Annotated in this window: 4 protein-coding genes; all 4 read left to right on the forward strand. The window is 60.9% G+C overall.

All coding sequences use genetic code 11. The features are described from left to right. The first annotated feature begins 1 nt into the window (after position 1). The gene (locus O1721_RS21295; protein WP_032649247.1) at positions 2-745 is read left to right on the forward strand and encodes an alpha/beta fold hydrolase; all 744 of its coding nucleotides are present in this window, start codon (positions 2-4) and stop codon (positions 743-745) included. Beyond that, positions 727-1,518: an HpcH/HpaI aldolase family protein gene (locus tag O1721_RS21300; protein WP_023295301.1), complete on the forward strand. Its 792-nt coding sequence runs from the start codon at positions 727-729 to the stop codon at positions 1,516-1,518. The genes O1721_RS21295 and O1721_RS21300 overlap by 19 nt, the downstream gene beginning before the upstream one ends. Before the next feature lie 11 nt (positions 1,519-1,529). Further along, complete coding sequence (locus O1721_RS21305; RefSeq protein WP_023295302.1) at positions 1,530-2,705, forward strand: cupin domain-containing protein; 1,176 nt, start codon at positions 1,530-1,532, stop codon at positions 2,703-2,705. A gap of 900 nt (positions 2,706-3,605) precedes the next feature. Further along, a complete protein-coding gene (locus O1721_RS21310) occupies positions 3,606-14,993 on the forward strand; it encodes a BapA/Bap/LapF family large adhesin (protein WP_223259303.1) in 11,388 nt (3,795 codons plus the stop codon). The last annotated feature ends 76 nt before the right edge of the window (positions 14,994-15,069 follow it).

A 15,069-nucleotide genomic window follows, 5' to 3' on the forward strand; every position in this document is an offset into this window, starting at 1 on the left:
AATGGAATATCCGCTTCTGGACAATACCGATCTGCCACTGGTGCTGCTTGGCGGCACGCTGTGTAACGCCCGGCTCTGGCAGCCCGTCATTGAACGGCTGAACGTCTCAGCGGTGCTGTGCATCACGCTGACGGGCGCAGAGTCCGCGCCGCAGGCGTCACGGCGGTTATTAAAGGTTCTGCCGCCGCGCTTTCTGCTGGCAGGCTTTTCGCTCGGCGCGATTGTCGCGCTGCAAATGGCCGCCGACGCGCCAGAAAGAGTGAACGGGCTGACGCTGATTTCCGTTAATCCGTTGCCCGTTGCGCCAGACACCCTCGCTTCACGCCGGGAAGCGGTACACACCGCACAGGCGCGGGGCCTGGCCGACTGGCTGGTCTCCTCGCTGTGGCAGAGCTATGTCGCCCCGTCACGTCTGTCCGATCGGATCCTGCAAGAGACTATTTGCCAAATGGCGCAGGCGTGCGGCATTGAGACCTTTGCGGAGCAAACGGAAATGGCCATTCACCGGCAGGACAACCGGGCTGCGTTTAACGCCCTCTCCTGCCCCACATTACTTCTAAACGGCGCGCAGGACGTTATCAGCACGCCTCATCATCATCAGCTACTGGCAGCAGGCAACGCGAACGTGACCAGGCATACGGTGGAGGCTGGCGGGCATTTTATTCCGCTGGAAACACCGGATGAGATCGCGCCGCTGCTGCGTCAGTGGATAACGGAGTGCATACAGTGCGCAAAAACAGTTTAAAGACCGCATTTCTGGAAAATACCCCGATCGTTAACGGCTGGCTGGCGATCCCGTCCGGGTATAGCGCGGAAATTATGGGCCATCAGGGTTACGACGCCGTCACCGTCGATTTGCAGCACGGCATGATTGATTTTGCCAGCGCGTTGTCGATGCTACAGGCGCTATCGAGCACGCCTGCCGTGCCGCTGGTGAGGGTGGCAGATAACGATCCGGCGCAAATCATGCGCGTATTAGACGCCGGCGCGTATGGCGTAATCTGTCCGATGATTTCCAGCGCGGAACAGGCTCGCCGTTTTGTCGCTGCCTGTCGCTATCCACCGCTGGGTGTTCGCTCCTTTGGTCCGGCCAGAGGTCTACTCTACGGCGGCAGTGATTATCCACAGCACGCTAACGACGAGATCCTGACGCTGGCAATGATCGAAACCCGCGAAGGGCTGGCGGATCTTGACGCCATCCTTGATACCGAAGGGCTGGACGGTGTGTTTATTGGCCCCAACGATCTCTCGCTGACGCTGACCGGCAGCGCCAGCGCCGAATCCCAACACCCCGAAATGCTTGCTGCTATTGAGCGGGTGATTCACTGCTGCCGCCAGCAGCAGAAGATTGCCGGTATTTTCTGCACTTCCGGCGCGGCCGCCGCAGCGCGTATTGCGCAGGGTTTCCAGTTTGTTACCCCTGCAAACGACGTTATGCAGCTGGGTCGCGCCTCACGTGAAGCAATTGCCCTCGCCCGCGGCAACGCCATCCCTACCACCGGTGCATCCGGTTATTAAAAGGAGAAATGATGAAAACTATCCATCTTACCCAGAGCCAGGCACGAACACGGTTAATCGCCCCCGACGATATGGTTTCCTGCAATCTTGCCTTTATTGATTGCAAGCTGCCCGGTTCGCATCTCAAACAAAACTATTCCTTCATCGGCCCGGGTGTAACCCAGTCCAGCGAGCAGATTGTTAATATCCCCGAGCCGCACGGCTTTAACATTGGCGCGGCGGCTATGCCGAAAGGGGTAACCAATAACCTGCATCTGCATTTCACCGCAGAAGTGTTCCTCATCCATGAAGGGACATGGCGTTTTCGCTGGGGCGCCAACGGCGAGCATGAAGCTGAATTTAGCGCGCCCACCATCCTCTCAATACCGACCTGGATCTTCCGCGGTTTCACCAACGTCAGTAAAGAAGATACCTGCGGCATGGTATTTACCGTGCTCGGCGGGGACAACACGGGCGGCATCATCTGGCACCCGTCAGTGCTGGCGGCCGCCAGCGAGTACGGTATGTATCTCAGCAAGGATAATATGCTGATTGCGCAGGAGGCAGGTGAACCAACGCCCGATCCCGCCACGCTGCTGACGCCGCTGTCAGAGCAATATATTGCCGGTCTGCGTGACTACAGCGTTGAGGAGATGCGCCAGCGTGCGGTAACCGGCGATGATCGCTGCTGGTCAGCGCAGGGACTGCTGGACTCGGTGCTGCCGGGACACGGCGGCGAAATTGCGCCGGTTATCGGTTTCGGCATTTCACAGGATCGGGATTCCGCTCCCGCTATCCTGAGCCCGCACGGTTTTTCCGTCGAATGGCTGCGGCTTGCTGACGACCACATTGTCGGTCGCCATCTCTGCCCGGATATTCAGGTGATCATGGTCTTTAAAGGCCAGCTGGAGGTGACCTGGAACGAGGCGGGTAAGGAAGTCAGCATTATCGCCCCGGAACGTTCGGTGATCTCCATTCCGGCAAACAGCTGGCGCCGCTACCGCGCGGTTGATGGCAATGTGGAGTTTATTCTGACGACCCGGGGCGATCAGCGTAAGCGCCTGTACTGGGACGAAGCGATCCTGCACCAGGCGAGAGAACACAATCGCTGTCTCGATCCTGATGGCTACGTGGCGGATGCCGACATCCTGCCAGCCACGGCCCGTCGGGCCGGAGAAAAAGTAGAAAAAGTGCCAGCAGCTAACTGATTTTTACGGCAAAGTGGCGCAAAATAGGGGGGCAGGGATCGCCTGCACCATCATCAATAATGATGCACATAAAACGGATTGCATGATAAACATGGATGGAAAATCAAATGTACAGACCCATAGTCGTTATCCTCTTTATTCTTCTGACGCTCGCCGCACTGATTGAAATGGGGATTATCTCTTTCGGCTAAACCTCCCCCCTCAGAAAGGCCACATTTGCGGCCTTTTTATTTATGAAATATGTGAAGTCGACAGTTTATTTTTATGCGTAGCAGAATCCAAACCCAAACCGAAAATATATTTTATTAATGCGATTCTTTGAAATATATCATACAGCAGATGATTCACCCTAACTTAAATCATAATTAAGCAGTCATTAATATTCGCTGGAATTATAAATAAAGCCTGTGTATTCAGTATTATCCCCCTCTCATTTCTTCCACTACCTAATCCCGACCGCCTGTACGCCAACGCCTCTGTGGCGCGGCCCGCATAGCCAACAAAATATATTCGCGCTATCAATTAATTTTCTCTGCAATCACAGTGCAGGGTTTACAGACACTTAATTTGCACATTCAGATATTTATAGCTATATCATTTTTACAGCAAAATAAATAATACCTGCACAAATAATAAGGTTTATAAATTACGAAAATATAAATAAATAACAGTTTCTCATGTAAATAATTAGCTTCGCCCTGATGTTGCCACGTTGATTGCTGGCGGATCTCGGTCGCTCTAAAGAAAGCAACGGTAAATACTGTTTTATTCACAGTATTTTCGCCGGGAGCGCCCTCATCCCTTCAGAAAATATGGCCACGTCTGACACGCCGTAAACAATAACTCTGCTGGAGTAATAACTGTATGAGCCAAATATCTGTTATATCTTAATTAACTGGCGTGGAAACGACCACGGAAGGGACACAGATAACACTCGATCACTCCTCAATCGTTAAACTTAACGTGGATCGCGCCGACATCTCAGGTTACTCCCGCAGCGGAAACGATCTGGTGATTACCCTCCACTCGGGCGAAGTGATTACCCTTAAGAATTTCTACGTCACCGACGCGCAGGGCGTGAGCCAGCTGGTGCTTGAGGAGAGTGACGGTGCGCTGTGGTGGATTGAAGATCCAACCGGTGCCGCCACCTATGAATCCATCGCCTCCACGGACGCCCTACTGGCGGCGTCAGGGAGTGATACCGGCGGCGCCGCAGCGTGGCCCTGGGTGCTGGGTGGCCTGGCCGTCGCAGGTGGGATTGCCATTGCGGCGGGAACCGGCGGTGGAGGCGGCGGAGATGACGATAACAACAGCCCGAACCCCGGCAATCCGGGAAATCCTTCCGAGCCAGATACCACGCCTCCGGATGCCCCCACCAATCTACAGGTCTCACCTGACGGCAAAACCGTCACCGGTACCGCTGAGCCGGGCAGCACGATTACCCTGAAAGATGCCGATGGCAACACCATCGGAACGGGCAAAGCGGGCAGCGACGGGAAATTTACGATTGATCTGGGCACGCCGCTCACCAACGGGGAACAGATCACCGCCACCGCCACCGATCCGTCCGGCAATACCAGCCAGGGCGGTCAGGTCACGGCACCGGATCTCACCGCGCCGGACGCCCCGGCCAATCTGGAGGTCTCCTCTGACGGCAAAACCGTCACCGGTACCGCTGAGCCGGGCAGCACCGTTACCCTGAAAGATGCCGATGGCAACACCATCGGAACGGGCAAAGCGGGCAGCGACGGGAAATTTACGATTGATCTCGGTACGCCGCTTACCAACGGAGAACAGATCACCGCTACCGCCACCGATCCGTCCGGCAATACCAGCCCGGGCGTTCAGGTCACGGCACCGGATTTAACCGCGCCGGATGCACCCGAGATTGTCACCGTCAATGATAACGTGGGCGCCGAAACAGGCCCGCTGAGCAACGGACAACGCACGGACGATGCCCGTCCGACGTTCAGCGGCATCAGTGAAGCCGGCACCGTCATTACCTTCTATGACAACGGGAAACCGATTGGCACCGCCACAGCCGATGCCACCGGGAAATGGAGCTTTACCCCGTCGACCAACCTGTCTGAAGGCAGCCACGCCATTACCACCACCGCGACCGATGCCGCAGGCAATACCAGCCCGGCGTCCACGGCGGTAACCTTCGTGGTCGATACCGTCGCGCCTGGCGCGCCAGCGATCGTCAGCCTCACCGATGATGTTGCGCCTGGCACCGGCACGCTCGGGAGTGGAAGCAGCACCAACGACCCACGGCCACAGCTCACCGGCACGGCGGAAGCGGGCTCGACGGTCACCATCTATGATAACGGCATTGCCATTGGCACAGCGGTTGTGGGCAGTAACGGAAGCTGGAGCTTTACGCCGTCGGTGAACCTGAGCGAAGGCAGCCACCAGCTTACCGTGCGCGCTACCGACGTCGCCGGTAACACTGGCCCGGCCTCGCCGGTCTTTACCGTCACGGTAGATGTCACCGCGCCGCAAACGCCTTCCGGATTTATCATTAACGACGACACGGGCGTACTGAAAGGTGCGATCGGTGCCGGGCAATTTACCGATGCCTCAGAGCCGCGCCTGACGGGCAGAGGCGAACCGGGCAGCACGATCACGGTTTACGATAACGGCGTTGTTATCGGCACCACCACCGTTCTGCCGAACGGTACCTGGAGCATCACGCCGACGAATCCACTGGCAGAAGGCACACACTCGATTACCCTGCGGGAAACCGATGCGGCAGGCAACCAGAGCGGTCTGTCTCAGCCGATCAACTTTACCGTCGATCTTACGCCGCCAGACATGCCGGTTGCGACGCTCAACTCCGCAGGCACCCAGATCACCGGTACCGCCGAGCCGGGCAGTAAAATCGTCATCACCAACAATGCCGGGCTGCAAATCGGGACCGCCACTGCCGACAGCAACGGCAACTATGTCGCCAACCTGAACCCTGCGCAGACCAACGGTGAGATTATCTCCGTGGTCGCCTCCGATGCCGCAGGCAACCAGAGCTCACCGGCGCTGGTTAACGCAGCGGATATCACCCCGCCTGCCGCACCGGGCAACCTGGTGGTGGCGGAAGACGGAGCCAGCGTCAGCGGAACCGCCGAGCCAAACAGCACGATTATCATTAAAGCGCCGGACGGTACGATCATCGGCCAGGCCACCGCCGGCCCGGACGGCACCTTTACCATCCCGATTTCGCCAGCCCAGACCAACGGCGAAGCCCTTGAAGTGACGGCCACCGACGGCAGCGGCAACACCAGCCCGTCTGGCTTTGCCGACGCGCCAGACAGCACCCCACCGCTGGCGCCGGAAAACGTGGTGATCTCTGCCGACGGCACCACCGTAACCGGTACAGCCGAGCCGGGCAGTACCGTCACCATTCGTGAAAATGGCGTGAAGGTCGGGGAAGCGGTCGCCGACGATCAGGGGAATTTCAGCGTAGATCTGATCCCGCCGAAAGCCAACGGCGAAGCCCTGACTGCCGATGCCACTGATACCGCCGGAAACACCGGTCCGACCGCGCCGTTTGACGCGCCGGACATCACCGCGGCACAAACCCCGGTCATCACGGGCGTGGTGGATGATGCCCCCGGCGTCACCGGTCCTGTCAGCCAGAACGGTCTCACCAACGACAGCACGCCTACCATCAACGGAACGGGCGAGCCTGGCACCACCATCACCCTCTACAGCGGTACTACCGAAATTGGCACCGCAGTCGTGTCGGCGAACGGTCAGTGGTCCATCACGCTGGAAACCGCGCTACCGGACGGCGGGCACGTACTGACGGCGACGGCGGTTGACGCCAACAATAACCTCAGCGGGACATCGAACACCTGGAGCATCACGGTGGATACCGCCGCCCCGGGCGCGCCGGCCATTACGCAGGTCATTGATGACGTACCGGGCCGCACGGGTGCGCTCGACACCAATGAAACCACCAACGATACGCTCCCGACGCTGAACGGTACCGGTGAGCCGGGCTCCACCGTGACGATCCGCCTGGACGGACAGGATATTGGTACTGCCGTTGTTAACAGCGGTGGCGCATGGACCTTCACGCCCACCACCCCATTAGTGAACGGGCAGCATACGTTCACCGTCGTCGCGAGCGATGCGGCGGGCAACGCCAGCGCACCATCAGCTGGCTTTACCTTTACCGTCGATACGACTCCGCCACCGGCGGCCACCATTGACATCGTTTCCGATAACGTGGGGCCCGTGCAGCTTCCGCTTAACAGCGGGGACACCACCGACGACACGCTGCCGCAGTTGCAGGGAACCGCACCGGACGGCACCACCATCACGATCTATGACGGAACCACCCTGCTCGGCACGGCGGTGCTCGACGGCAGCGGCGGCTGGAGCTTCACGCCAACCACGCCGCTGACGGACGGCCCGCACTCGCTGACGGTCCACGCAACGGATGAGGCGGGTAACACCACCATTTCGCCGCCGTTTGAACTGGCGATCGACACGACAGCGCCTGCAACGCCGGATATTCCTGAGATCACCGTCAACCCGGACGGCGGCACGCCGGGGACGGCCCTGAATCCTGGGGAGACCACCCGGGATACCACGCCAACCCTGAGCGGCTCGGGCACGCCGGGCGATACCGTCAACATTTACGATGGCGACACCAAAATTGGTGAAGCCGAGATCGATGGCGACGGTAACTGGAGCTGGACACCCACCACTCCGCTGCCTGACGGCACCTACGATCTCTCCCTGACGGTCACCAACCAGGACAGCGCCGGGAACGAAAGCGCGCCGTCCACGCCGGTGACCATTACCATTGATACCGACGCGCCTGCCCAGCCGGGAACCCCAACGGTGACAGACAGCGTAAGCCAGATCACCGGCCCCGTGCTGGATGGCGAATCCACCAACGATCCGCGTCCGGTCCTGAGCGGCACCGGTACGCCGAATGACGTCATTACCATCTATGACCAGGTGGGTACAGGCGAGCCGCAGGCCGTGGGCAGCGTTACGGTGGACGGTAACGGTAACTGGAGCTGGCGTCCTGAGAGCAACATTGGCGAAGGGACGCACGAATACACGGCGACCGCCACCGATGAAGCCGGGAACGAATCTGTGCCATCAGCCGGTATCACGATAACGGTCGATACCCTCGCCCCGGATACCCCGACCATCAGCGACATCGCCGGCGCGCAGAACGGCGGGTCCACTAACGACACCACACCGACCCTGAGCGGAACCGGCACCACCGGCGAGACGGTGATCATCTACAACAACGGCGTGGAAGTGGATCGCGTTGAAGTCGTCAATGGCGGATGGTCCTATACCCTGCCGACGCAGACCGACGGCCCGCTGAATATCACCGTCGCCGCGGTGGACGATGCCGGTAACGTTAGCCCGGTAAGCCCGGTCTTTACGGTGGAGGTTGATACGCAGGCGCCAACCGTGCCGCAAATTGACGCCGTCTCTGACAGCCAGCTGACCAACAGCGTGCTTTACACCCGCGACGGTACGCCAACCCTCACCGGGATTGGCGAGCCGGGTTCGAGCGTCACCGTTTCTGTTGATGGTGTCGCCTCGCCGGTGGTCGTGGAGGTTCAGCCGAACGGGACATGGTCCTGGACCGCCGACCCTGCGCTTACCGAGGGGCCGCATACCTTCTCAGTGGCCGCGAGTGACGCGGCGGGGAATACCTCCGCCAGCTCCGGGGATCTCAGCGTGACGGTGGATACCCTGCCGCCTGCAACGCCAACCAATATCACCATTGCCGCGGAGGGCACCCCGCTGACCGGGACGGCAGATGACGGAACCACGGTGACGGTTCGTGACGCCAACGGCAATATCATCGGGACCGGGGTCGCGACGGGAGGCTCCTTCACCATCGCCCTATCCCCGGCCCAGTTGGATGCCGCGACGCTGACGCTCACCGCCACGGACCCCGCAGGCAATCTCAGCCCGTCAACCACCTTTGACGTGCCGGACTCTCCGCTCGAGCTGCCTGCGGTACCGGTGATTACGGCGATCAACGATGACGCCGATCCCGTCACGGGTGATGTGAAAGATAAAACCACCAATGACGTCACGCCTACCCTTACCGGCACCGCCGATCCGGGCAGCGTGATCGCCATTTATCAGGATGGGGTGCTGGTTCCGCTGACCAACGTTGTTGCGGATGTGAACGGCAACTGGAGCTACACGCCGCTCCTGCCGCTGACGGAAGGGCCACATACCTTCGCCGTCACCGCCACGAATACCACCACCGGCGCGACCAGCGGGCAGTCGCCTGTCGCGACCGTCACCGTCGACCTTACCGCCCCGACAGCGCCAGCCATCGGTGCGGTGACCGATGACGTAGGTCCGATCACCGGCCCAATCGCCGACGGGCAGAGCACCAATGACAACCGTCCTACCCTGACCGGGACAGGCACGGCCGGGGACACTATTACCGTGTACGATGACGGCGACCCGCTGGGCACCGTTGTTGTCGGTCCGACCGGCACCTGGAGCTACACGCCGCCTGCGCTGGACGACGGCAGCCACACCCTGACCGTTACCGCCACCGACCCGGCGGGCAATGAGAGCACCCCGTCGGCCGGGATCACCATTGTGGTCGACACCGTCTCCACCACGCCGGTGATTACCAGCGTGACGGATAACGCAGGCAATGCGGCAACACCTGTCCCAAGCGGCGATCCAACCAACGACACCACGCCAACCCTGACCGGTACCGCCGAGCCGAACAGCGTCGTCGCCATTTTTGATGGCGCCACGCAGATTGGTACGGTGGCGGCAGACGGTACCGGCGCCTGGACATTTACCCCTGAAACCGCCCTCGGGGAAGGAACGCATGACTTTACCGTCAGAGCGACGGATCCGCAGGGCAACGTCAGCCAGCCGTCCGGCGTCTGGAGCATCAATATCGATCTGACGGCGCCACAGGTGCCGACGATCGATACGGTCAGCGACAACGCTCCGGGTGGCGTAACCGGCCCGCTTACCGCCGGGCAGGTCACCAATGACACCACGCCAACCCTGAGCGGCACCGGCCAGGCGGGTACCACCATTCACGTTCTGAATAACGGCGTGGAGATTGGTACCACTACGGTCGACGGCAACGGTAACTGGACCTTTACGCCGGACCCTGTTCTGACGGACGGGACGTATAACCTGCGCGTCAACGCCAGCGATGATGTCGGAAACGTCTCCGCCAACTCGCCAGTATTCGCCTTTACGGTGGATACCACCGGCCCTGCGGCCCCGGTGGTCACCACGGTGATAGACGATGTCAGCCCGGGAACGGGAATCATCGCCAGCAACGGTTCCACCAACGACACCCGTCCAACCTTCAACGGTACGGGGGAAGTGGGCGCAACGGTGCACGTTATTGTCGATGATGTGGAAATCGGCACGGCGGTCGTCAACGCCCAGGGTAACTGGACCTTCACGCCGACCACCGCGCTGGGTGAAGGGCCGCATACCATTACCTTCAACGCCACCGATGCCGCAGGCAATACCGGGGTCACCTCACCACCGTTCAACCTGACGGTGGATACGTCGGTGCCCGACGCACCGGTCTTTACCCCTGCCACCGACAATGCCGGTCCCGTGCTGGGCCCGGTCGCCTCGGGACAAAGCACAGACGACACCACGCCAACGCTGAACGGCACCGCGGCAGCCAACGCGACCATCACCATCTATGAGAATGGTCAGCAGGTGGGCACCGCCGTGGCTGATGCCAACGGCGTATGGAGCTTCACCACCGGCACGCTGGCAAACGGCAGCCACACCTGGACAGCCACGGCAACCGATGCCGCGGGCAACGTCAGTCCTGCCTCACCAGGCTTTACGCTGGTGGTGGATACGACTGCGCCTGCCGCGCCGGTTATCACCCAGGCGATTGACGATGTTGGCACCATCACCGGGGCGATTGGCTCCGGCCAGACCACGAACGATCCTCTCCCGCGCCTGGTGGGGACCAGCGAGCCGCTGGCCACCGTGAATATCTACGAAGGCACTACGCTGGTGGGCACCGGTACTGCCGATGCTAACGGCAACTGGACCGTGGATATCACCGTGCCGCTGGGCACCGGGTCACACACCTTTACCGCAGAAGCAACGGATCAGGCGGGGAACACCGGCGCGCCGTCCGCCGATTTCAGCCTGACCATTGACACCACGCCGCCAGCGCTACCGGTACTGACCAGCATCACCGACGACGTCGGTAATGCTGCGACGCCTGTCGCCAACGGCGGGTTAACCAACGATGCACGTCCAACGCTCACCGGTACGGCAGAAGCTGGCGCGACGGTAACCATCTATGACAATGGGGTACAGATTGGCACTGCGGTCGCCACCGGCGGCGCGTGGAGCTTTACGCCGTCCACCCCGCTGGCTGACGGGCCGCATAATCTGACCTTCTCCGCCACCGACGCCGTGGGCAACGCCAGCGCGCAGACCGGGGGTTACACCATCAATGTGGATGCCACCGCCCCTGTCGCACCGGCAATCACCTCGATTGTGGATGATGTGGGAACCGTCACCGGCCCTGTCACCGGCACCAACCCAACCAACGACACCCGTCCGACCTTAAACGGTACGGCTGAAGCCAATGCCACCGTACGTATTTACGACGGCACGACGCTGGTGGGAACCGTCACTGCCGATGCCAACGGCAACTGGACGCTGCCGCAAACCAGCACCACGCTGACCGAAGGCGCGCATAACTTCACCGCCACCGCCACCGATGCCGCGGGCAATACCAGCGCGCCATCGCCGATTATCACGATCAACGTTGACCTGACGCCGCCACCAGCCCCAACCGGGCTGGCGGTGATCACCAACGGGACGCAGGTTACCGGTACGGCGGAAGCGGGAAGTACCGTCACCATCACCAGCAGCACCGGAACCGTGCTTGGTACCGCCGTCGCGGACGGCAGCGGAAACTTCAGCGCCACCCTCACCCCTCCACAGACCGGCGGGGAGTCACTGATTGTCTTTGCTACCGATAAGGCCGGTAACGCGGGTATCACCACCTCCGTGATTGCTCCGATCACCACGATCCCGAACGCGCCGGTTATCGCTAACATCGACGATAACGTCGGCACGGTGACGGGCAACCTGACCAACGGGAAAACCACCGATGACACCACGCCAACCCTGAGCGGCACGGCGCAGCCAAACGCGACTATCACCCTCTATAACAACGGGGTGCTGATGGGCACGGTCACCGCAAATGCCAGCGGCAACTGGAGCTTCACCACGCCGGTGCTGAGCGAAGGGCCGCATGCCTTCACCGCCACGGCGAGCAACGGCTCGGGCACCAGCCCGATTTCCACCTCGACCACCGTGATTGTCGATCTCACTGCGCCAACGGCTCCAACCGGGACCTTCAACGCAGACGGCAGCGTACTGACCGGTAGCGCCGAAGCGGGCAGTACCGTCACCATCCGTCTGGCGGACAACTCAACGGTCACCGCCACGGCAGACAGCAACGGCTCCTGGAGCTACACCTTCCTAAATAAACAGACGGAAGGTCAGACGCTGCAAATCACCGCCACCGACGCGGCAGGCAACGTCTCGCTGCCCGGTTCAGCCCTTGCGCCGGTGGTGCCGCTCTCAGCCAGCACCAACGTTGAAGAGCTGGCGCTGACGACCACCGCAACGGTGACCAACTCGCAGTACAGCGACTATGGTTTCCTGCTGGTGGGCGCCGTAGGTAACGTGCTGACCCTGCTCGGCAACGACACCGCGCAGGTAGGTTTCACCGTCGGCAGCGGCGGCAGTGCGGATATTGCCGTGAACGCCAACGCCACGGGTGCCGTTCTTTCCCTGCTCAATACCCTTGAGCTGGTGGTACAGCGCTTTGACGCCGCCAACAACACCTGGACCACCGTGGTCGACACCGGACAGCCGCAGTTCGCTGACCTGCTGACCCTCGGCGCGACGGGGGTGTCGCTGAACCTGACCGGCCTGGCGGATGGTCAGTATCGCGTCCTGAGCTACAACACTAACCTGCTGGCAACCGGCTCTTACACCAGCCTTGATGTGGCGGTGAAAGAGACCAGCGCAGGCACCGTGTCCGGCGAGACCAGCGTTGTCGGGAACGTCATCACCGACGTGGACCCAACCGCAGGCAGCGACAACGCCCCGGCGGGCACCACCGTCACCGCGGTCACCAACGCCCAGGGCACCACCACCAGCGTCACGGCTGACGGCACGGTGATTCAGGGGCAGTACGGCACGCTGACCATCAACCTGGACGGCAGCTATACCTATAACCTGACCAACACCAGCGCCGCCGTCATTGGGCGCACGGAGAACTTTACCTACACCATCACCCACAACGGCACCAGCGCCTCGGCAAATCTGGTTCTGTCGCTGGGCGAAGGCACCAGCAGCAGCGGTATCGTGGCCGTGGACGATACCGCCTCGCTGACCTTCGATACCACCGTGGAGGCGATTAACAACGGCACCTCGTCGCAGGGCGGCTTTACCCTGGTGGGGATCAACCTTGGCAATACGCTGGGGCTGAACCTGCTGGACGATCTGGCCAACCCGATCATCTACTCCGTAGAAGAAGGCACCACCCGCACCATGACCGTTCAGGCGTCCGTGGGCGGCGTGGCGCTGGCCTCGGTGTTCGACCTCTACATCTATAAGTTCAACAATGCGACGCAGACCTTCGAGCAGATGCGCGTTGAACCCGGCTGGCTGCGCGCGCCGCTGCTGGGCGGCACCTCCTCGCAGCTGACGCTGAATCTGCCCGCCGGCGAGTACCTGTTCCTGCTCAATACGGCGGCGGGGATCACCGCGCTGACGGCCTACACGCTGAACGTCTTGCAGGATCATGTCTACAGCGTGGCAAGCGTGAGCGAGAGCACGACCGGGGATGTGCTGGCGGATGATATTGCGCCAGCGGGTACCGTAGTCTCCGACGTTAACGGCGTGGCGGTGAACAGCAGCGGTCTGACGGAGATCACCGGCGAGTACGGTACGCTGCGGATCAACGCGGCCGGGGAGTACACCTACACCCTGGACAGCGGGGTCGGCGCGGACCATATCAGCACGCCGGATACCTTCGTCTACACCATCACCGCGCCTGACGGCTCGAAAGACACGGCATCGCTGAACATCACCCCAACCGCGCGCCCAATGGATGCGGTAAACGATGTCAGCACCGCGATGGACGTCACGTCGGTTCACCATACGTCAACCTATACGGATACCTCCGTCGGCACCGCCAGCTGGACTACCGCCCTGTTGGGGTCAACGCAGGGCAGCGGAAGCGGAACCTTCGTGGTGGATGCAAACACCGCGCTGCATAACGCCTCGCTGCACTTTAACGTGGCCTCGCTGCTGTCGCTGGGCGGGCTGACGGTGAACTGGTCAATCACTGACGGGACGAATGTGATTCGCAGCGGCTCCTTCAGCGGAGGCTCACTGCTGGGCGGCAGCATCGACGTTCCGCTGACCGGGCTGGATCTCAACGCCGGGACCTATACGCTGAACTTTACCGGCAGCGTACCGGGGCTGAGCGTGGGGAACATCACCATTACCCCAAGCGTAAACGGCACGACCTACTCCCTGTCGCAGTACGACGCGACGGGCACCCACACCGTTGACGGTAATATCTTCGACGGCACCGGCTCCGCAGGGGCGATGGACCAGCTGCACTCGGTTGATACCCGCGTGAGCATCACCGGCTTCGACGGCATGACCACCACGCTCGATCCGTACACCGGCAGCACGATGTCCAACATCACGGGCCACTACGGGACGCTGGCGATTGCCGCTGACGGCAGTTACACCTATACCCTCAACCCGGGGATCTCGCTCTCTACCATTACCAGCAAGGAGGTCTTTAACTACACCCTGACCGATGCCAGCGGCACCACGGATACCGCGTCGCTGACCATTGACATGGCGCCGAAATTTGTCAGTTCGGAGCATAACGATGTGATTAGCGGCACGGCCTACGGCGACACGCTGATTTATCAGGTGTTGAACAATACGGCGGGTAACGCTACCGCAGGTAACAGCACGGGCGACCACTGGACGAACTTCTCCCTCACGCAGGGAGACAAGATCGACATTGGCGATCTGCTGGTGGGCTGGAACGGTAGTGCGTCGACGCTGGGGAACTATGTGTCTGTTTCACAAAGCGGTAACAATACTGTGATCTCCATCGACCGTGACGGCACGGGAGCCGCCTACACTAAATCTGCGCTCGTTACGCTGGACAACGTTCAGACCACCTACGACGAGCTTGTAAACCAGCAACACATCATTACCTGATAGCACCTGCAATAAATGACCCGGGCGCGCACAGCGCCCGGGCATAAACAAAAAAGCAGTACTTTTTTATTAGGGA

Source organism: Enterobacter cloacae complex sp. HYC033_NIDB (assembly GCF_056673335.1).

Coding starts and splice junctions, on each gene's coding strand:
- O1721_RS21295 (WP_032649247.1), top strand. CDS start 2: ATGGAATATCCGCTTCTGGACAATACCGATCTGCCACTGGTGCTGCTT.
- O1721_RS21305 (WP_023295302.1), top strand. CDS start 1,530: ATGAAAACTATCCATCTTACCCAGAGCCAGGCACGAACACGGTTAATC.